15 protein-coding genes and 1 tRNA gene are annotated in these 22435 nt (G+C 40.6%); 10 read left to right on the forward strand and 6 right to left on the reverse strand.

The features are described from left to right. Positions 1-2: 2 nt before the first annotated feature. The 4 genes from glgX to L2735_RS17400 all read left to right on the forward strand — a co-directional run bounded on the left by glgX (position 3) and on the right by L2735_RS17400 (position 8099). The gene (glgX, locus tag L2735_RS17385) at positions 3-2207 is read left to right on the forward strand and encodes a glycogen debranching protein GlgX (RefSeq protein WP_248985913.1); all 2205 of its coding nucleotides are present in this window, start codon (positions 3-5) and stop codon (positions 2205-2207) included. A gap of 117 nt (positions 2208-2324) precedes the next feature. Further along, entirely contained in the window at positions 2325-4940 is a 2616-nt protein-coding gene (locus tag L2735_RS17390; RefSeq protein ID WP_248985914.1) for a glycogen/starch/alpha-glucan phosphorylase, read from the forward strand. A 95-nt stretch (positions 4941-5035) separates the two neighbouring features. Continuing rightward, positions 5036-6298, forward strand: a complete 1263-nt coding sequence (glgC, locus tag L2735_RS17395; protein WP_248985915.1) for a glucose-1-phosphate adenylyltransferase — start codon at positions 5036-5038, stop codon at positions 6296-6298. 121 nt (positions 6299-6419) lie between these two features. Next, entirely contained in the window at positions 6420-8099 is a 1680-nt protein-coding gene (locus L2735_RS17400) for a glycogen synthase (protein WP_248985935.1), read from the forward strand. 120 nt (positions 8100-8219) lie between these two features. Here the strand turns inward: L2735_RS17400 and pabB are convergent, their stop codons facing one another. Then, the gene (pabB, locus tag L2735_RS17405; RefSeq protein ID WP_248985916.1) at positions 8220-9653 is read right to left on the reverse strand and encodes an aminodeoxychorismate synthase component I; all 1434 of its coding nucleotides are present in this window, start codon (positions 9651-9653) and stop codon (positions 8220-8222) included. Between the two features lie 193 nt (positions 9654-9846). Between pabB and L2735_RS17410 the strand changes: the two genes are divergently transcribed. The 5 genes from L2735_RS17410 (at position 9847) to L2735_RS17430 (ending at position 16512) form a co-directional block, all read left to right on the forward strand. Next, positions 9847-11385, forward strand: a complete 1539-nt coding sequence (locus tag L2735_RS17410; RefSeq protein WP_248985917.1) for a fumarate hydratase — start codon at positions 9847-9849, stop codon at positions 11383-11385. Between the two features lie 294 nt (positions 11386-11679). Further along, positions 11680-13740: a S9 family peptidase gene (locus tag L2735_RS17415; RefSeq protein ID WP_248985918.1), complete on the forward strand. Its 2061-nt coding sequence runs from the start codon at positions 11680-11682 to the stop codon at positions 13738-13740. A 642-nt stretch (positions 13741-14382) separates the two neighbouring features. Beyond that, positions 14383-15015 (forward strand): YchE family NAAT transporter, encoded by a 633-nt coding sequence (locus tag L2735_RS17420; protein WP_248985919.1) that lies wholly within the window; start codon positions 14383-14385, stop codon positions 15013-15015. Positions 15016-15231: 216 nt separating this feature from the next. Next, positions 15232-15319, forward strand: a tRNA-Ser gene (locus L2735_RS17425). 140 nt (positions 15320-15459) lie between these two features. After that, the gene (locus L2735_RS17430; protein WP_248985920.1) at positions 15460-16512 is read left to right on the forward strand and encodes a DUF2157 domain-containing protein; all 1053 of its coding nucleotides are present in this window, start codon (positions 15460-15462) and stop codon (positions 16510-16512) included. A 73-nt stretch (positions 16513-16585) separates the two neighbouring features. Here L2735_RS17430 and yegS read toward each other — a convergent pair whose 3' ends face one another. Further along, entirely contained in the window at positions 16586-17527 is a 942-nt protein-coding gene (gene yegS, locus L2735_RS17435; RefSeq protein ID WP_248985921.1) for a lipid kinase YegS, read from the reverse strand. Between the two features lie 255 nt (positions 17528-17782). Here yegS and L2735_RS17440 point away from each other — a divergent pair, with 255 nt between their 5' ends. Further along, positions 17783-19558, forward strand: coding sequence for a DUF885 domain-containing protein (locus L2735_RS17440; protein WP_248985922.1), 1776 nt, complete (start codon positions 17783-17785; stop codon positions 19556-19558). A gap of 58 nt (positions 19559-19616) precedes the next feature. Here the strand turns inward: L2735_RS17440 and L2735_RS17445 are convergent, their stop codons facing one another. From L2735_RS17445 to arsB, 4 genes are all read right to left on the reverse strand, one after another. Then, positions 19617-20045, reverse strand: a complete 429-nt coding sequence (locus tag L2735_RS17445; protein WP_248985923.1) for an N-acetyltransferase — start codon at positions 20043-20045, stop codon at positions 19617-19619. A 116-nt stretch (positions 20046-20161) separates the two neighbouring features. Then, the gene (locus tag L2735_RS17450; protein WP_248985924.1) at positions 20162-20512 is read right to left on the reverse strand and encodes a putative quinol monooxygenase; all 351 of its coding nucleotides are present in this window, start codon (positions 20510-20512) and stop codon (positions 20162-20164) included. An 88-nt stretch (positions 20513-20600) separates the two neighbouring features. Next, positions 20601-21086 (reverse strand): hypothetical protein, encoded by a 486-nt coding sequence (locus tag L2735_RS17455; protein WP_248985925.1) that lies wholly within the window; start codon positions 21084-21086, stop codon positions 20601-20603. Positions 21087-21338: 252 nt separating this feature from the next. Next, on the reverse strand, positions 21339-22421 hold the full coding sequence (arsB, locus tag L2735_RS17460) for an ACR3 family arsenite efflux transporter (RefSeq protein WP_248985926.1): 1083 nt from the start codon (positions 22419-22421) through the stop codon (positions 21339-21341). Positions 22422-22435 lie beyond the last annotated feature (14 nt).

Raw genomic sequence — 22435 nt, forward strand, 5'->3', positions numbered from 1 at the left:
TTATGTCTACTAACCATGCTCAAACAGGACCAGCAATGACTCAAGAAAATACAAGCTTATCAGCTGGTAAGCCATACCCGTTAGGTGCAACGGTTGAAACTAATGGGGTTAATTTTGCCTTGTTTTCAGCTAACGCCACTAAAGTCGTGTTATGTATTTTTGATGAGTTTGGCCTAAATGAGCAGCAGGTCTGTTTAACTCAAAAAACTAGACAGATCTGGCATGGATTCATTGAAGGGATAAAAGCAGGAACCTTGTACGGCTATCGAGTCTATGGTCCTTTTGAGCCATTATTAGGTCATCGATTTAATCACCATAAGTTTTTGCTTGACCCTTATGCTAAGCAACTACTGGGTGAATTAGAGCCAAACGATGCTAATTATGGCTATGTGTTAGACAGTACCGAATCAGATCTATCATTTTGTAAAATTGATAATGCGCCGTTTATGCCTAAATGCGTGGTGATTGATGATAGCGCTTTAAAACAAAAGCCAATTAAGCGTCCAAATATTCCATTAGAGCAAACCATCATTTATGAAGCTCACGTTAAAGGCTTCAGCGTGTTAAACCATGAAGTGGATGATGATGTTAAAGGCACTTTTGCTGGGTTAGCGTCTAAAAGCGCGATTCAGTATCTTTCCCAACTTGGGGTGAATTGTATAGAGCTGTTGCCAATACAGAGCTTTTTTAATGAGCCATTTCTACTCGAAAAACAGCTGAGTAATTACTGGGGTTATAACAGTATTGGTTTTTTTGCGCCTAACCCAAGTTATTTAAGCGGTGACACAGTCGCTGAATTCAGGGAAATGGTTGATACCTTCCATGATGCCAATATCGAAGTCATTCTAGATGTTGTTTATAACCACACAGCAGAAGGCAACCGACTCGGGCCTACGTTAAGTTTTCGCGGAATCGATAACGCCAGCTATTACCGCTTAGTATCAAATGATCAGCGTTTGTATATTAACGACACTGGGTGCGGTAATACATTCAACGCTAATCATCCCCAAGTGCTTCAATTGATAATGGACTCGCTTCGTTATTGGGTAGAAGTCATGGGAGTCGATGGATTTAGATTTGATTTAGCCAGTTGCCTTGGCCGTGAAACCTATGGCTTTGATCCAGGGTGTGGATTTTTTGATGCCTTATCTCAAGATCCGGTTTTGTGTCAGGTTAAGTTAATTGCCGAGCCTTGGGATATTGGCCCTGGTGGTTATCAATTAGGTAATTACCCAATTGCGTTTAGTGAGTGGAATGATCGCTATCGTGACACCATGCGCCGATTTTGGCGTGGCGATAATGGCATGCTGCCAGAGTTTGCGAGGCGCTTTCATGGCTCAGGTGATATTTTTGAACATCATGGCCGTAATCCATCCGCCAGTATTAACTTTATTACCAGCCATGACGGTTTTACCTTAAATGATTTAGTCAGTTATCAGCATCGCCATAATTTAGCCAATGGCGAAGATAATCGCGATGGTCATCATGAAAACCTCAGCCATAACTACGGCGTAGAAGGGGAAACAGATAACCCTGACATTCTTAGTATTCGCTCTCGCCAACAAAGAAACCTATTAACCACTTTGATGCTATCTCAAGGCGTGCCTATGTTATTGAGCGGCGATGAAATGGGTCACAGCCAACAAGGTAACAATAATGCTTACTGCCAAGACAACCGCATATGTTGGATAGATTGGCAGAACATCGATTGGTCGCTGGTGGAATTTACTGCCGAACTGATTAAGGTGCGTAAGCGTTTTCCTATTTTATGTCACCGTGAATTTATTCATCAGCCTGAAGCGCAATACGATAATGGCTTTATCTGGTATAGCCGCCACGGTGAGCCAATGGCCAAACGTCAGTGGAGCGAATTTGAAGCACGCACTCTTGCGGTTGTGTTAATCAGTAAAACTCAACCGCCGCATCAACATCCTAAAGCGTTACTTCTTTTACTTAATGCTTCTGAAAAGGCTCATCAGTTTGTGTTGCCTGTGATTGATGGCTTTAACCAATGGCAGCCGCTGATTAATACCCAACAGCTTAATAATGCCGACATTGAAGAGTTACTTGAACAGAGCAAAGTTAAGGTGGCCATTACCGCTTTAGATGACGAGGCTACAAACGATGATAAGCAACCGAGTTTTGCCTGTAGTCATCAACTGACGTTACTTGGCAGAAGCTTAATGCTGTTTCATGCATGTCATTAAGTACATAAAAAAACAACCTTGAAAGCTCAACAGGCCCTAACAACTAAATATTGCTATTCCAAATTTATAACCAATTTTTGAATTGAAATTAAACAGGTTTAATAAAGGAGTGTATCGATGCCAGTTACTAAAGGAAAAGCTGCTGCAAGTGATCTAGCCGCTGAAGATAACATTGAAGAAGTGAACAAAAAGCCTACAAGCAAAGTAAAAGCGAAACCTTCAGCAAAAGGCACGACTAAAAGGGTTTCAAAGGCAAAAGCGACTTCTCAGAAAGCGGCTAGTCAGAAAACTGATCCTACAAAACATGAGGTAAGTGATTGCGATCCATGTGACACATTAGCCGCAACTTTTAAGCGACAATTTCATGGTGCTTTATGTCGCGACGAGCTTGCTGAAAATGATATGTACAGTGCATTAGCGTCAACGGTGAAGTCACAGCTTTTACCTCAATGGCGCGAAACACGCCTTAAAGACAATGAATATCAACAAAAGCAGGTAGCTTACTTGTCGTTAGAGTTTTTAATGGGGCGTACATTAGGTAATGCACTGTTTAGCTTAGATTTGGAACAAGAAACTCATCAAGCATTAACAGAGTACTCTGCAGAGCTTGAAACACTGCAACAAGCCGAATTAGATGCAGGCTTAGGTAACGGCGGATTAGGTAGATTAGCGGCATGTTTTTTAGATAGCTGCGCAAGCCTTGATTTATCCGTAGTGGGTTACGGCATTCGCTATGAATATGGCATGTTCAAGCAAAAGTTAGTGGATGGCTACCAAGTCGAGCAACCTGATCGTTGGTTAAGAGAAGGTAATCCTTGGGAAGAGCGCATGGCAAATCACGCCATTACAGTACCTTTTTTCGGCCATAGCGAATCTTATGTCGACACCCTTGGTCATCGCCATTATGTCTGGGTTGATACCCAAGATGTGCAAGCTGTTCCTCATGATATGCCAGTACCAGGTTTCAGAAATGGCCGAATTAATACTTTACGTTTATGGAAAGCTGAAGCCACCGATGATTTTGATTTAGCCGAGTTTAATGATGGTGATTATACCGAAGCGGTAGCGCGTAAAAATTTGGCCGAACAAATTACCATGGTGCTGTATCCAAATGATGCTAGCGAAAACGGTAAAGAGCTGCGTTTAAGGCAGCAATATTTTCTATCCTCAGCGAGCCTTCAAGATATCTTACAACGTTACGTTACTGTATTTGGCCAAGACTTCAGCCGTTTTAGTGAACTGAATGTCATGCAGTTAAACGATACTCATCCAAGTATCGCAGTCCCTGAAATGATGCGCTTATTAATGGACAGTTATGGTTTAGGTTGGGATCAAGCATGGGACATCACCTCAACCAGTGTGGCTTACACTAACCATACATTATTGCCAGAAGCATTAGAGCGCTGGCCTGTACGCATGCTAAAAAATATGCTGCCTCGAATTTTAGACATTATCTATGAAATCAACGCGCGATACTTAGAGGAAGTTGCGCATCAATGGCCAGGTGATAATGGCAAATTAGCGGGAATGTCGATTATTGAAGAAGGTCCTGAACCACATGTGCGCATGGCTTATCTTGCCATTGTCGCGAGCTTTTCAGTCAATGGTGTTGCCGGATTACATACTGAACTGTTGAAAAAAGGCTTATTCAAAGATTTCTATCAACTATGGCCACATAAGTTTAATAACAAAACCAATGGCGTTACCCCAAGGCGTTGGCTTGCACATTGTAATCCTCGTTTAACGGACTTAATCACGCGTCGTTTGGGTGACACCTGGGTCGCTGATTTAACTCAGTTAACTGCACTAAATGCCTTTACAGACGACCAAGCATTTATGAAGCAATGGCAGCAAGTTAAATACGACAACAAAGTCGAATTAGCCAAACTGGTACAAGAGGAATGCGACGTCAGCTTTGATCCTGAAATGATGTTTGATGTGCAAGTAAAACGTATTCATGAATACAAACGTCAGCTACTGAACATTTTGCATGTCATTCATTTATATCAACGCATTGTGGCCGGTGACACTGAAGGGTTGCAACCTCGTTGTGTGCTTATTGGCGGTAAAGCAGCACCAGGTTATGCGATGGCAAAACAGATCATCAAGCTGGCTAACAACGTCGCTCATATGGTCAATTCAGATCCGGTGGTGACGCCATATCTAAGATTTGCATTCTTGCCAAATTATAACGTTAGTGCCATGGAGAAAATTTGTCCTGGCACAGACTTATCTGAGCAAATTTCAACAGCAGGTAAGGAGGCATCTGGCACAGGCAACATGAAGTTCATGATGAATGGCGCGATGACTATTGGCACACTCGATGGCGCCAATATCGAGATGCTTGAAGAAGTTGGAGAAGAAAACTTTTTCCTCTTTGGTCTGAATGCAGACCAAGTAAGCCAACTTAAAACCAACTATAACCCTCAACAATTTATTCAACAGTCGACCGCGCTTAACCAAGTGTTAATCATGCTTAAGAGTGGTCATTTCAATTTAGTGGAACAGGGCATTTTCGACAGCATTATTCATGCTATCGAAGATCCTTTTGATCAATGGATGATCGCCGCAGATTTCGAAGCTTATAAAGTCGCCCAAGACCAAGTGTCTCAAGCCTATGCTGACCAACAGCATTGGACTCAAATGAGTATTAGAAATACTGCCGCAAGCGGACGTTTTTCAAGTGACAACACTATTAGTGCATATCGTGACGAAATTTGGCTAGCCAAATAATCATCAGATAGCTAAAGGGCTGTTAGCTTGCTAGAAGCGTGTTTTCTACAAGTTACAGCCCCTAAACAAAGTCGTACAGTTAGGAGTTAATATTTATGTCGAATGTTCGTTATATTAGTAATCTTACCCGCGATACTTATGCGCTTATTTTAGCTGGTGGACGAGGTTCTCGTTTACATGAGCTAACCGATTGGCGTGCAAAACCAGCACTGTATTTTGGTGGCAAATTCCGCATTATCGATTTTCCTTTATCAAATTGCATTAACTCAGGTATTCGTCGTGTTGGGGTTGTAACCCAGTACAAATCTCATTCGTTAATTCGTCATGTCAGCCGAGGTTGGGGGCATTTCAAAAAAGAACTAGGTGAATCAGTCGAAATATTACCTGCATCGCAGCAAACTTCAGGAAATTGGTATGAAGGCACAGCCGATGCAGTGTTCCAAAATATCGATATCATTCGCCATGAAATACCTAAGTACGTGATGATCTTATCTGGCGACCATGTCTATCGTATGGATTACGCTGGTTTACTCGCAGCCCATGCTGAATCGGGTGCTGACATGACAGTGTGCTGTTTAGAAACCCCCATTCCAGAAGCTGCGGGCTCATTTGGTGTGATGGAAGTCGATGAAGATAAAAGAGTGATTGGTTTTGAAGAAAAACCAGAACTGCCTAAATCGATTCCGGGTAACGAAGAGTTCTGCTTAGCCTCAATGGGTAACTATGTGTTCAACACTAAATTCTTGTTTGACCAACTGCGTAAAGATGCTGATAACGCTAATTCTGACCGAGACTTTGGTAAAGACATCATTCCAGCCATCATTAAAGAAGCAAACGTGTTTGCATTTCCGTTTACCAGTGCAGTGCCTGACGAGCCAGCTTATTGGCGTGACGTCGGAACCTTAGATTCATTCTTTCAAGCCAACATGGAATTACTCTCGCCGACACCTGCGTTAAACCTGTATGACGCGAAGTGGCCGATTTGGACTTATCAAGAGCAATTACCACCAGCAAAATTTGTATTCGATGATGACGATCGCCGCGGTATGGCAGTGGATTCTATTGTCTCTGGTGGCTGCATTATCTCTGGCGCTAAAGTGAAACGCAGCGTGTTATTTGATGAAGTGCGGGTGTGTTCGTACTCGTTGGTAAAAGACTCAGTGCTGCTTCCTGATGTGGTAGTACTCAAAAACTGCAAAATTCAAAATGCGATTATCGATCGTGGCTGCATTATTCCAGAAGGCATGGAAATTGGGTACAACCGAGAACAGGATTTAGCCCGTGGTTTTAGAGTCTCTGAAAAAGGTATTACCTTAGTGACCCGTAAAATGCTCGGACTACCAGTAGGTTACGAGTAAATCTGACTTGACGAGCGGTTATTTAACTTAACTAGCCGCTTGTTGGTTTAGATTCTGTATCGACGTAATGAGTTCCATATTTAATATTGAAAAGGTAACAAGCAACGTGAAAAAAGTGTTGATGATCGCAGCAGAAAACGACGCAATAAAAGGGGCAAAAGTAGGTGGCATGGCCGATGTTATTCGTGACTTACCACCAGCACTAGCTAAAGTTGATGTTTGTGTCGATGTGGCCATGCCAAATTATGGATTTATTGCCAAAGATAATAACGCAGAGTTCATAGCCAAAATAGAAGTTAAGTTCGGAGCCAACCTCGAAACAATCGATGTTTACAAAATGCCTGCGCCATTTTTAACCGCTATTGACTCGCAAGTTAAAGGTGGCGAGTTAACTAGCTCAGTTTATTTATTCGATCATCATTTATTTAATAGTCCAGATAACCAAGTGTATACCGAAGGGTCTCATGACCGTCCGTTTGCAGAAGATGCTACCAAGTTTGCTTTATTTAACTTAGCGGTGGCTCAAGCTTATATCGAAGCCGTTATAACTCCCGTTGATATCTTGCATATGCACGATTGGCATGCAGGTATGTTAGTGATGCTTCGCGCTTTTGCACCTGAATATACAGCGCTTAAAGCCATACCTTGTGTGTTTTCTATTCATAATTTAGCCTTGCAGGGCATTCGGCCAATTCGAGAAGACGTGTCATCGTTTACGGCATGGTTCCCTGAGTTATCAAGGCTGTTAAGTGATGAACAAAAAGCACAAATCAGCGATCCGCGTTATCCTCATTGTGTTAACCCGATGAAAATGGGAATTGAACTCAGTGACAAGGTTCATTTGGTGTCGCCAACTTATGCCAATGAAGTATTAATGGCATCCGATCACCAAAACGGCTTTTTCGGCGGTGAAGGGCTAGAAGGCTCTTTGCTGGATAAACATTATCGAGGTGACGTTGTCGGCATACTTAATGGCTGTATTTATGATGCACCGAGTACTAATGACCAAGCAATAATAGTGTCTAAAGCGACTAAATCTACTAACACGACTAAATCTATTAAGCCTGTTACCTGCAAACAAATCTCTCAAGTATTTGAACATTCGCAGCAAGCCGTTATCAAGTGGCTAGGTAAAACTGAGTTTGTAAAAGCCGTCGATCAAATTGCGTTAAGCCGCTTGCAAATATTAATGACTAAGCAGTTAAAGCCAAGCACTGCTTGTGATTTTTTAATGACATCAGTAGGGCGCTTAACCGATCAAAAAGTGTTATTGCTAAGGCAAGCCAACGGTAGTTCAGGTTCGATATTGCAATCTGTGTTACGGCTTCTAAAACAAGTAAAACCCCAAGCCGTATTCATCCTTTTGGGCAGTGGCGATAAACAAATCGCTGCAGAGTTTCAAAAAGTCGCTGCAAACAACGATAACTTTGTGTTTCTTAATGGATACGATGACAGTTTATCGACCAGTTTATATCAATACGGTGAGCTGTTTATGATGCCAAGCAGTTTCGAGCCTTGTGGAATTAGCCAATTATTAGCCATGAAACACGGCCAAGTGTGTCTAGCCCATGGTGTCGGCGGCCTAAGAGATACGATTACAGATAAACATAATGGCTGGTTATTTGAAGGTAATAATTTACAACACCAAGCTGCACAATTGCTGTTGGTACTCGAGCAAGCGTTAGCCATGGACAATGACCAGCCTGATGAGTATTTAACGATGAGACAATCAGCAAGTGAAGTTCGATTCACTTGGCGCAAAGTGGCACAAGAGTATCTAGAAAAGCTTTATTGTGATTAGATTCAAGATTAAGACAGCTAAATAATTATTTAGCTGTCTTAATTTAGATGAATGCCTTATCTAACACCTCTAACGACAGTCTCAACTGACATAGACGTAAAAGGTGATCAATTAAAAAGGTTACCGATTTACTTGTTCAAGCACCGGCAAAATTTTACTGACCTTATCAAAAGTTTCTTGATACTCAGCATCCACATTGGAGTCGGCAACAATGCCGCCGCCAGCCCAGCAATAGATTGTATTGTTCTCAGTCACTAATGTGCGGATGGTGATGCTTGTGTCCATATGGCCATCTTGGCTGATATATCCAATACTGCCGCAATAGATATTTCGTCTTGATGGCTCTAGCTCTTCAATTATTTCCATCGCGCGGATTTTAGGTGCGCCAGTAATCGAACCACCAGGGAAGGCCGCTTTTATTAAATCTACGGCATCATATTGCGGCGCAAGTGTGGCTTCTACGGTGCTGACCAAATGATGCACAGCTGGAAAGCTTTCTATATCAAATAGCTTAGGCACATTCACAGAACCTGCAGTGGCGACTTTACTGATGTCATTACGCAGTAAGTCCACAATCATCACATTCTCAGCGCGATCTTTCTCTGATGCTTTAAGCTTTAAGGCATTGGCACTATCTTCTTGCGGGGTGTTACCGCGCGGTAAAGTGCCTTTGATAGGTTTTGTAGAGACTTTATCGTCGGTGAGCTGGATAAATCGCTCAGGTGATATCGATAAAATACAATGATCTTTTAAGCGTATAAAAGCTGAAAAAGGGGCTTTGTTAGCATCTGATAAAGCGCAATAAGCTTGCCATTCACAACCTTCATAGCTGGCATTAAATCGCTGGGTTAAGTTGATTTGATAGCAATCACCTTGATGTAAATAGTTCTGCACTTGCTCAAATCTTTGCTGATATTGCGCTTTTGTAGTTTGGTTTTGCCAAGTCGAGGTGAGTTTAAATGACTTTTCTTTTTGGCCTTGCTGTGCTTGTTCACTGCTATTTTGTGCTTTATTAAATTTAGCTTCAAATTGATTCACTGCAAGGTTGAGCGCGTTTTTACCAAGGTAATGCGTGGCATACCAGCAGTTCTCTTGGTGGCTGTATAATAATGCGAAGTCATAAAAACCGATATTAACATCAGGTAGTTGAATATCTTTCATGGCTTGTTGGGGGAAGTTTTCTATGATTCGGCCTAAATCATAGTTAAAACTGCCCACAGAGCCGCCACTAAATGGTAACTGGCAATCAAAGCGAGTTGGGTAAAGTGTGCTTTGCAGTGCTTGCAGTGTTTCAAAAACATCGGCACTGGCTTTGATATCTATTTGAGTTTGTCTGGTGGGTACGATAGAAAAGTCGATATTCGAACCATCACTGACAAGGGTGGCAATGGGGCTAAACACAATGATGTCAAAATTTGCATCTTGATGAGGGGTTTGAGTTGAATCCAATAACATCGCCCAGGGTTGATCGCTCACCACGCTGAAAACTGTGTGGGTGTCTAATGCCCAATTTAGCTTTGTTATAGCAAGAGAATCTTGGCTCAACTGTCCCATTAATACACCTATTTAAAATGTCATGTAGCCCAAAAAGGCTGGAAAGAGTATCATATTGTCCCTGAAAGGATTAATAGCTAATTGAATGTAATTTTGAATTAACTGATTAAGATACATTTTCAGTTCTACTCAAGGTTGCAGTCATATAAAAATAAAACAAGTTATGCCGCAATGGCTGCTGGAGCGCCCCTATATGTCTACAAATTCTTCTGCGAATGTCGTGATTAAGCAAGCTGACTTTATCGAAAGTATTGCTGATTCTCTGCAGTATATTTCTTATTACCACCCAAAAGATTTCGTTGATGCGATGGCAAAAGCCTATGATCGTGAAGAAAGTGCTGCTGCAAAAGATGCAATTGCACAAATCTTGATCAACTCGCGTATGTCGGCTGAAGGCAAACGACCTTTATGTCAGGATACTGGGATTGTAACGACTTTCGTAAAAATCGGTATGGCCGTTCAGTGGGATAAAACCGACATGACGGTACAAGAAATGGTTGATGAAGGTGTTCGTCAAGCTTATACCAACCCTGATAACCCGTTACGTGCATCGATTGTTGCAGATCCTGCAGGTACTCGTAAAAATACTCGCGATAACACGCCATCTGTAGTCCATATTGATATGGTACCTGGCGACCATGTTGAAGTGATGATTGCTGCTAAAGGCGGTGGATCAGAAAACAAATCTAAAATGGTGATGTTAAACCCATCAGATGATATTGCAGCTTGGGTTGAGAAAACCTTGCCGACAATGGGCGCTGGCTGGTGTCCTCCTGGGATGCTGGGTATAGGTATTGGTGGCACAGCGGAAAAAGCTGCTGTGTTAGCAAAAGAGTCGTTAATGGACCCTGTCGATATCCATGAGTTAATGGAGCGCGGCGCGGAAACCACAGAAGAAAAGCTACGTTTAGATATCTTCGAACGTGCTAATAGCACAGGTATTGGCGCACAAGGTTTAGGCGGATTAACCACAGTTTTAGATATTAAAGTTAAGTCTGTACCGACTCATGCAGCATCTAAACCTGTAGTCATGATCCCTAACTGCGCTGCGACTCGTCACGTTCATTTCCATCTTGATGGCACAGGCCCAGCAGAATTAACCCCGCCATCATTAGCGGATTGGCCAGAAATCACTCGTGAAGCGGGTGAAAACACCCATCGCGTAGATTTAGATAATGTTACTCAAGCTGAAATCGAGACTTGGAAAAGCGGCGATACTTTATTATTAAACGGTAAAATGCTAACCGGCCGTGATGCTGCCCATAAACGTATTCAAACTTTGATCGAATCTGGCGAAGGTTTACCAGAAGGTGTCGACTTTACGGGTAAGTTTATTTACTACGTTGGTCCAGTTGATCCAGTAGGTGATGAAGTTGTTGGTCCTGCTGGCCCTACAACAGCAACACGTATGGACAAGTTTACTGATTTGATGCTTGATAAGACTGGCTTGATGGGCATGATCGGTAAATCTGAGCGTGGTCCACAAACTGTTGAGTCAATTAAGAAGCACAAAGCGGTTTACTTAATGGCCGTTGGCGGCGCAGCTTACCTAGTGTCTAAAGCCATCAAAAAGTCACGCGTTGTGGCATTTGAAGATTTAGGTATGGAAGCGATTTACGAATTTGATGTGCAAGATATGCCAGTGACTGTAGCCGTTGATACTCAAGGTATTAATGCTCACGAAACAGGTCCTGCAATATGGAAAGTAAATATTGCTAACGCTAAAGGCTAATTAGCCATAAAAACAAGTCAGTATCATGCGGGCATTATTGCCGTTTAAATGCACAAATTGACTAAAAAATCACGCTCAGAAATAGAATGACTCATTTTTTTGATTCACTCTATTGCCTGAGCGTTTTTGTTTGGGTACTGTGCTTAGCAGTAATTTTTAAACACAGTGCTTTCAGTTCGACAACGCTAATCTAACAGGGCCGCATTAGAGTGTGATCTCGTTAGAAATATATCGAATGTTATAAGCGGTGTGACGGCCTTAAAAAACAAAAAAATAACAAGAGAACTTCATCAAATGAAAAAATCGTCGCTATTACTCGCGCTTGCTACAGCTGGCCTGGCGCTTTCTGTTCAAGCAGCAGAGCCAACGAAAACTCCATTTAACGTTCAGCAGTTAGTTAACTTAAATAAATTACATTCAGCTGCAGTATCAAATGACGGTAGCAAATTAGTTTATGCGGTAAAACACATTGATGAGCAGGGCGATAGCAGCTCAGATTTATATTTACTGGATTTAACCAATAAAAATGCCAAGCCAGTGCAAATTACCTCTCATAAAGGCACTGAGCATGACGTTAACTTTAGTGTTGACGATAAATCAATTTACTTCCTTGCGGCTCGCGATGGTTCAAGCCAGCTTTATAACCTGTCTTTATCAGGCGGTGAAGCATTGCAAGTCACTGACTTACCGTTAGACGTTAACGGTTATAAGCTATCAAATGACGGCAAACAAGTTGTAATGAACATGCGCGTCTTTCCAGAATGCAAAGACTTAGCATGTACTGTTGACCGTATTGCAGAAGAAGAAAACAAAAAGACCACAGGCCGTGAATACAAGCAGTTAATGGTTCGCCATTGGGACACGTGGGAAGATCACGCCCGTAATCATTTATTTGTTGGCCAGTTAAATGGTAAGCAAGTCACTGAAGTGGTTGATGTAACTTTAGGTTTAGACACTGAAACACCACCAAAGCCGTTTTCTGGTATGGAAGAAGTCACTTTCACTGCTGACGGTAAACACATTGTCTACAGCGCGAAAGCACCAAGTAAAGATCAAGCTTGGACCACTAATTACGATTTATGGAAAGTACCGGTTACTGGCGGTGAAGCTGAAAACCTCACTGAAGAAAACTTAGCATGGGATGCACAGCCAACGTATTCAAAAGATGGCCGCCAATTAGCTTACTTAGCCATGAGCAAACCTGGCTTTGAAGCCGATCGTTACCGCATTATGTTACGTGACACTGTCACAGGCGCTGAAAAAGAAGTGGCACCACTTTGGGATCGCAGCCCACATTCATTAACCTTTAGCGACGATGGCCGTACCTTGTATGTAACAGCGCAAGATGTTGGTCAAGTGAGCATCTTTGAAGTTAACACTCAGTTTGGCGATGTACGTCCTATTTATAATGACGGCAGCAACAGCTTAGTAGCAGTAACTGATTCAAGCATTATTTTCAGTAATAAATCATTAGTAGAACCTGGTGATTTATACACTATCAGTTTAGAAGGTGAAAACCTGACTCGCTTAACGAACGTTAACGAAGAAAAACTAGCTGAAATTCAATTTGGTGAATTCCAACAGTTTAACTTTAAAGGTTGGAACAACGAGACAGTGCACGGTTACTGGATTAAGCCTGCTAACTATGAGTCTGGTAAAAAGTATCCAGTTGCTTATTTAGTTCACGGCGGCCCGCAAGGATCGTTCGGCAACTCATTTAGCGGTCGCTGGAATGCGCAGCTTTGGGCTGGTGCCGGTTATGGCGTAGTGATGGTCGACTTCCACGGCTCTACAGGTTATGGCCAAGCATTTACTGATTCAATCTCAAAAGATTGGGGCGGTAAACCGTTAGAAGATTTACAAAAAGGCTTAGCAGCAGTTGGTCAGCAACAAAAATGGCTAGATACAGATAACGCTTGTGCATTAGGTGGTTCGTACGGCGGTTACATGATGAACTGGTTCCAAGGTAATTGGAGTGACGGCTTCCAGTGTTTAGTTAACCATGCTGGTTTGTTCGATATGCGCTCTATGTACCACGTGACTGAAGAGTTATGGTTCCCAGAGTATGAGTTCGGTGGCACTTACACTGAAAATAAAGAACTATACGAGAAGTTTAACCCAGTAAACTACGTTGAAAACTGGAAAACGCCAATGTTAGTCATTCACGGCGAAAAAGATTACCGTGTACCTTATGGTCAAGGTTTAGCGGCGTTCACTTACATGCAACGTAATGATATTCCGTCTGAATTGTTAATGTTCCCTGATGAAAATCACTGGATCCTTAACCAAGATAACTTGCAACAATGGTACAAAAACGTACTAGGTTGGATGGATCGTTGGACTGAGAAAAAGTAGTTAAACGATAACGTCAGTTTCAAAAAAAGAGATGCAAATAAGCATCTCTTTTTTTATGTTTTAATTTTATGAAATGGCTCTTACAGTGTCATCACTGAGTCGTTAGATAGCGTTTGCGCTTTTAGCTATTATCGTCAGCCACTTTAAGTTCGGTCGTTGGGCATTTATGTCCGGTTTTTGTTATCCATAGAAAATAAGCTAACCTTCTTCTTGAGCCTGTAACTTTGCGCTGGCTGTTTTTAAGGCTGATTCTATTTCGTTTACCCATGGGAAACCTCAATTTACTGTATTGAATAAAGTGAAAACAAAAGCTAAACAGTAATTTATATTCAGAAAGCGAAATATTATAACAAATATTGCACTCTGTAGGCTTAGACATTTTAGTTTTTACCTTAAATTGAAATTTAATTTCACCTAGAAAGCTTCATTGTTTATTGAATACAAAGATGAAGGGCTAAATGTGATTCAAGACATACTTTTTCATAAGTAAATCTAACTCGAACAAGCAAAATTATTCATAGATTAGATTTATTATTAACTGGCTCAAAGTTTTAAAAAATCTCATTTGATAAAAAGCAAAAAATCAGTACAGTTGCGCGACTATTTTTTGCACCACAAAACATATAATTTGAGGGTTTTCTTGTGGATTTAATGCTTTACGTTAAGTTTTTCTTAAGCTTAGTGGCTATTATCAACCCTGTTGGCTTGTTGCCTGTATTCGTGAGTTTAACCAGTCACCAGACTGAAGTTGAACGAAATCATACGGGTAAAGTTGCCAACTTTGCTGTTGTGGTGATTTTAGTGGTGACGATATTTATTGGTCAGCACATTCTCAACATGTTCAGCATTTCGTTATCAGCCTTTAGGATTGCAGGTGGTAGTTTGATTGCCATTATCGCCATGTCGATGCTGCAAGGTAAATTAAGCCCAGTAAAGCGTAACCAAGAAGAAGACCGTGAAGCATCGGGTATGGAATCTGTTGCGGTTGTGCCATTGGCGCTGCCATTAATGGCGGGACCCGGTGCGATTAGTTCAGTGATTGTTTATGCATCAACCAATAATGCATTAGTTGATTTGATTGGTATGTCAGTTACGGTGATATTATTTGGCTTTATGAGCTGGGGATTATTCAGATTAGCGCCAGTTATTTTTAAACTATTAGGAACGACAGGTATTAACGTTATTACCCGTTTAATGGGACTATTGATGCTATCCATTGGTATAGAAGTGATAGCAGCGGGGCTCAAAGGCTTGTTTCCAACGTTAATGGCCTAGGGTTATAGATTTAAGGCTTGAGTAAAATATCGCTCATTTATTCAAGCTTTTGGACAGCAAATGCGCAATAGGATTGGAATAGGGGATTTTCCCTTGACCGCAAATGCGCATTTGCGTAAAGTACCGTCCGTTCACGAACATCTTGATATCAATATCTTAATTGAACTCAGTATCGTCAACCGTGTTGCTCTCACGTAAAATGTTAAGCATCAATTAGGTGACGTGTCCGAGTGGCTGAAGGAGCACGCCTGGAAAGTGTGTAAGGGGCAACCCTTCGAGAGTTCGAATCTCTCCGTCACCGCCACATTCTTAAATTAAGACGTCCTAGGACGTCTTTTTTTATACCTACAAAAAGTCCTCCATCAAACTTGTTTGACAAATTGCATTGAAGTATCGTTACTTTAAAGTCATTGATTGCTCATTCACAGAGCTTGGGAACATGGATTGAATCTCTCACAAAAACAACTCGATGATGCAGTTGAACAAGATATTTTAACTGGTCAGCAAGCAAATGAACTTTGGCAATTTTTGCTTTCGCAGACTCACTCAACAGAACCGGCTTCAATATCATCACGGTTTGATTTTACCCATGTGTTGTATTACTTCGGTGGTTTTATTGCTATTGGCGCGATGACCCTATTTATGGAACTGGGTTGGGAAGCATTTGGCGGTATGGGTATTGTCGCCTTATCTGTAATTTATGCCGTTATTGGCTTGTGGTTGACCGAATTATTTAAAAACAAAGGCTATGTAATCCCCGCGGGTATTTGTGCCACTTTTGTGGTTGCGTTAACCCCACTTGCTATTTATGGTTTGCAGCAAGCTTTTGGTATTTGGCCTGATGATACCGTATATCGTGATTATCACCGCTATATAAAGTGGCACTGGCTTTATATGGAACTAGGTACTTTGGTTGTGGGGGCCGTTATTGCATGGAAGTACAAATATCCTTTTTTGATGATGCCAATTGCGATAACTCTTTGGTATTTAACGATGGACTTAACTGCCATGCTGAATGGAGGAGATTATAGTTGGGAACTTCGAAGAATAGTGTCGCTATATACCGGTTTATTAATGGTAATTTTAGCGTTTTGGATTGATATTCGTTCTAGATACAAAGCGGATTATGCCTTTTGGATTTACTTATTCGGTATATTAGCGTTTTGGCTTGCTCTCACCTCAATGGATTCAGATTCTGAGTGGAGTAAGCTTGTTTATTTTTGTATCAATATTGCCATGATTATAATCGGCGCTATATTAGTGCGACGTGTATTTGTGGTATTTGGTGCTATAGGCAGTTTTATTTACATTGAATACCTTGCATCGAGCATGTTTAAAGACAGTTGGTTGTTTCCTATAAGCCTAACTATCATAGGGTTAGGGATAATTTATCTCGGTATTTTATGGCAGAAGCACGAACAAAGGATAAGCAATAAAATACGTCGAATTTTACCTACTCCATTGAGGGAGTTAATAAGTTCGAGAAATGTATTTTAATCGTTACTCAACGCAAAACAGCATCAACCTTGACTTTATACAAGCAATTTTAAACAGGGCTTTATAGTCCTATTTACTTATTCGTTGAAGTTAGTAATACGCTTTTTTCAGGTAATACCATTTTTACAGCTTGAGGTTTCACTTCAAATCGAACTTGCTCACAGGGGTAGGGTTCACCATCAAGGTTAATTGGCAATGCCAATGGAAAGTCAATCTCTAGCCAGTGAGTTTGAAATTGAAAACAAAAATCTCCTTCAGTATTGGGTTGTTGTATCTCTTCTATCACCTGAGGTAAATCAAGCGGCGTGAAACCTTTTAATAATGTGACATCCATGAGTCCATCATTGACCTTAGCATTAGGAGCAAGCACTTGACCGCCTCCCGCTTGGCGACCATTACAGATTGCACCGACGACAATATTACCACTAAAAGTACCTTTATCAGTTTTAATGGTGCCTTCGTAGGGTTTAAAGCCAATAGCTTTGGCTAGGCCTGTTAAGGTGTATGCACCGCCGCCAAGAAAATCCTTTAGTTCAGTGGGGGTTTCGGCGGTCACTTGGGCGCCAAAGCCGACAGCGGCAACATTAATAAAGTGACGATCGTTGGCGGCAATTAAATCGATCGCGGTGGCTTGGCCATGAATAGCAAAGGCTAACGCTTCGGTAATGGTTGTAGGTATATGAGCCGAGGTTGCAAAGTCATTTGCGGTGCCTAATGGCAGAACTGCAATTTCTGGTAGTGATATTGGATCGGTTGGGTTTTCACCGTGTTGTGACTGTATATACATTAACGCGGTAACAGCCTCATTCAACGAGCCATCACCACCGCCAATAATCACTCTTTCAAAACCTGCCGCTATGGACTCCTCCAATAATCTTTGCATATCAGCAGCTTCCCAAGTCACTTTGACTGCAATCTCAATACCTTGTTCTCTTAGTGCATATACTGCAGTTCTAATTTCAGGTATGCCGGCTTTTTTACCATTTAAGATGAGACTAACGCGATTTACTGACATGTAAATTTCCTTATGAGTACTGTTGTCACGATTAAACAATCAACTTGTTGGCAATTTTGAGTCGATGATACCTTGAGTAAAAAGCGAAAAGTTGTCACAAAAGATGTCAATTAATGGAATTGAGCTGAAATATATTGATGTTCATGATTAACTTATGCCATAAAAAAATTAACAACAAAATGCTAAACGATTTCTTTAATCGATTTCGTTAAAAATAATAATAAAATTATCACATTAATCAAAGGAATTTAGATAATGAAAAAAGCTGCAATCTCACTTGCTGTCGTTATTGGTCTTGGAGCATTAGCCGGTTGTAATAGTGCAACAATTCAAAAAGAAACGGCTGAAGCTGCTGAGCAACAAGTAAAACAAAATTTTAGTCATTTTTCAGATCAATTCATTAATGATTTATGGCAATGGTCACCGACTTGGGCACTTTATAGTGGCAAACATGTTAACGATGGCTATTTAGAAGTGCCAAATGATGCCGCTCGTGCGAAAACATTAGCGTTTGTAAATACCCAGCAAGCTAAGTTGGCAAAGTTTGATAAAAGCACATTAACTACCAATGATTTAATTGACTACGAGTTAATTTCAAATTTATTAGCCAGCATCAAGTGGCAGCAAGAGCGTTTTAAAGCATGGCAATGGAATCCATCTCAATACAATGTTGCTGGTGGGTTTGCTCAAATTATTAATGAAGATTTTGCGCCTTTAGATGAAAGACTTAAGTCTGTGGTCGCGCGTTTAGAAAATGTGCCTGCTTATTATCAGGCTGCACAAGCAAATATCGACAATCCTACGATAGAACACACACAGTTAGCCATTATGCAAAACCAAGGAGCGTTCTCGGTATTGTCAGATGAACTGGCTGAAAAAGTGAATGCTTCTGGCTTATCTGAATCAGATAAAACCTTATTTACCCAACGTTTTGAACTCGCTAAATCTGCTGTTAACCAACACATTGAATGGTTAACAGAGCTTGAAGCTAAACTTGAAAAAGAGGGCGCTCGCAGCTTTAGAATTGGTGAAGAGTTATATGAAGAAAAGTTTGCCTTAGATATTCAAGCAGGAATGTCCGGTAAAGCATTATTTGAAAAAGCCACGGCTGATAAATACCGCGTACAAGCAGAAATGGCAAAAATTACCCGTGATATTTGGTCTAAATACATTGATACGCCAATACCACAGGATGACAATGTCGCCATTAAGCAGTTGATTGATGTCTTGTCTGTTAAACATGTTAAACGTGAAGATTTCGTAGATGAAGTAAGAGCGCAAATCCCTGAGTTGGTTAAATTCGTTAATGAAAAACAGCTGATGACCTTAGATCCATCTAAGCCACTCGTTGTACGTGAGACGCCTGAATACATGCGTGGCTTTGCTGGTGCATCTATTAGTGCTCCTGGCCCTTATGAGAAGTCTGCTAATACTTATTACAATGTTACTCCGCTTGATGGTATGAGCGATGAGTCGGCTGAAAGCTATTTGCGCGAATATAACCACTGGATCTTACAAGTACTGAATATCCATGAAGCGATCCCAGGTCATTACACTCAATTGGTGTATTCAAATGAATCACCAAGCTTGGTTAAAAGCTTATTCGGTAATGGCGCAATGGTTGAAGGTTGGGCTGTGTATACCGAACGTATGATGCTTGAAGAAGGTTACGGTGAGTTTGAACCAGAGCTATGGCTGATGTACTACAAGTGGAACTTACGTGTCATCGCCAACACCATTTTGGATTATAGTATTCAAGTGAATGGTATGACTGAAGAGCAGGCATTAGATCTCATGATGAATGAGGCATTCCAGCAACGTGCAGAAGCCGAAGGGAAGTGGCGCCGCGCAACGCTAAGCCAGGTACAGTTAACCAGCTATTATTCAGGTTATCGTGAAATTTACGATTTACGTGAAGAGCTTAAAGGAGCTCAAGGTGAAGCGTTTGATTTAAAAGCATTCCATGAGCAATTCTTAAGCTATGGTAGTGCACCGGTTAAGTACATCAAACAATTAATGACCAGTAAATAATTCGATAATGATATGAAAAATCCGACTTTGTTAAGTCGGTTTTTTATTGACTGTTTCGTTAATGTGTAACCGATACCATGGAGTAGGTTGGATGACCTGTATGTTCACAAACTTGCTCGCTAACTAGGGTTAAACCTTGTGATAGATAGAACTGATAACTTGCATTGTTTTCTTTATAGACGTTCAAGGTTAACGCATCACTTTGCTGTTTAGCATGTTCGATTAATTGAGTGCCGATTTTCTGCCCCTGAAAAGCGGGGGCAATAAAAATTGCAGCTAACATGTTTTCCAATAAAGAATAAAAACCAACCACTTTAAAATTTAAAACAAACACATAAGTTGCAGAGTTAGGAATATACACATCTCGCATGATATTGACTTGTGAGTGCCAGTATTCTTTTTCTACAAAATGGTGAGATTCAATGGAAGCTGTAAGCCAGATATCGATAACAGTATCGATATCTGCTGAGGTTAAGACTCTGATCATGTTTGTCTTTAATCACTCGTTATTGATATTTGATAAGTCATGATGACATCTTTTCAATAGAAGTGATTGAACATTTCTGACAAGTTTTAGAGCTATATAAAATCTTAATTGTCGTTTTATTCATATATTGGAGCGTCATAATGATAGCCTTCGTCAGAGTATGCCGTGACTTTAGCATCTTCAACTAAGCCTGATTCCGCTTGTACTTGGGTTTCGAAAAAATGTTGAATTTGTTTTCTACGTCCATGAGCCGCCCATGATTCGGCATCATCCCAAATTTCATTGAATACAATTGGGTATTCGTTTCTGGTGGCACTTGGATGGTCAATTTGTCGAGTCAGCATATATTGAATACATCCTTCTTCACGATATGAATCAGGCTCTAGTGCTTTAAGAATTTCAAAAAGCTCAGATTCTTTGCCGGCTTTAGGTTTAAATTGTGCTAATACGTAAACGCGACTACTCATGACATTTCCCTTAACTTCAATAAATAATAATTAATACAAGATACTAGATTAAAAAATTGATAAATGAAACGGAAATAATAAGCCGATTTTATAATAGTTTATTTAACCAGTCTTGCCATGAAATCGTCCGTCCAGGAAATGCGACTTGAGTAAAGTTCCATTCATCATTAAGCCAGTTTTTTATTGTCTGAAACAGAATGCTTTCTTGTTCAATGCTATCGCTTCGTATCCAAAAATGAACCACACATTGATATTGCGAAAAGTCACTTGGGTCAATGTAAATTGAGCCTAGGCATTTGGTTTGTTCAAGGTTTAAAACGGAATAAGCAAATGCTGTTCGAGTTTTAAATTCTTGTTTATGCACGTTAAGGCTAATGATGTTTTGCTCTAGTGTCATGTCTAGTTCAGGCCAATTTGAATGGGGTCCGAAGATACCTTGCAAAGATTGTTGGCTAAACATAACCGCTTCATAATCTAACTCAGCAACATCTTCATTTAGGGGCGTGAAATAGAAATGTTCGGTACTGTGTATTAACGGCACTGTAAATGATGTAGACACTAATGATTTTGCCATTTCATAACCTTTTTAATGAAAGACTTATTCACAATATGAAGCTTGTAGAGCTTATCAACAAATTGATTAACTCACAGAGCTTTTCGAAGTGTTTTAGAGAACTTCTCATTGCGGTGTATAGTGTTACCTGTAAAGGTAAACGAAAAAGCGAGCCATTATAATAATGACTCGCTTTGCTAATTTGAAATCGCAGTTAATTGTTAGTGACTATTCATAATTACTACTCTTAATTACTACTCTTAATTACTATGATTAATTGGCATTTAATTGACTCACTTTTTTAGCTGCTAATTTTGCTTTCTTTCTTAGCGCTATATTAACGAGTGCGATTAATACAGGTACTTCAATTAATGGTCCTATAACACCTGCAAAAGCTTGGTCTGAATGAATACCAAACACTGCAATAGAAACAGCAATGGCAAGCTCAAAGTTGTTACCTGTGGCTGTGAAAGCGATTGACGCATTCTTGTCGTAAGGGATCCCCATCTTTTCGCCAATAAAGAAGCTGATAAAAAACATCAGAACAAAATAGATCCCTAATGGTAAAGCGACTCTGAGTACATCCATTGGTAGCTCAAGGATCATGTCACCCTTTAAGCTAAACATCAGCACAATAGTCCCGAGTAATGCTATTAAAGTAATCGGTGAAATTTTAGGAATAAACACTTCGTTGTACCATTGCTCACCTTTACGAGCGACTAAGATTTTACGACTTAAGAAACCCGCTAAGAAAGGTATACCTAAGTAAATTAGTACACTTTGAGCGATATCAGCCATTGAAATATCAACAACAAAACCTTCGTAGCCAAAAATCGGTGGTAGAACAGTGATAAACAACCAAGCCATCACACTGTAAGTTAATATTTGGAATACGCTGTTAATTGCAACAAGTGCAGCGCCTAATTCTTTGTTACCACCGCCAATATCATTCCAAACAAGCACCATAGCGATACAGCGTGCAATACCGATTAAAATAATACCGACCATATAACCTGGGTAATCACTTAAAAATGTAATGGCCAGAATAAACATTAAGATTGGGCCAACAATCCAGTTCATGATTAATGAAAGGGTAATGGCTTGTTTATCTTTGGTGACTTTGCCCAGTAATTTGTAATCTACTTTTGCTAGTGGCGGATACATCATCAAAATAAGACCAATAGCGAGTGGAATGTTAGTACTACCCACGCTCATTGAATTGGTGATTTGTTCAACTTGTGGGAATAGGACACCAATAGATACGCCTATAGCCATTGCAACAAAAATCCACAAGGTGAGATATCGGTCAAGAAAGCTCATTTTCTTGGTTGCGGTTTCAGGAATATTTTCACTCATTGTCATTTTCTCTT

The organism is Shewanella olleyana (genome assembly GCF_023283825.1).
In the GTDB taxonomy this organism is placed as follows: Bacteria; Pseudomonadota; Gammaproteobacteria; order Enterobacterales; family Shewanellaceae; genus Shewanella; species Shewanella olleyana.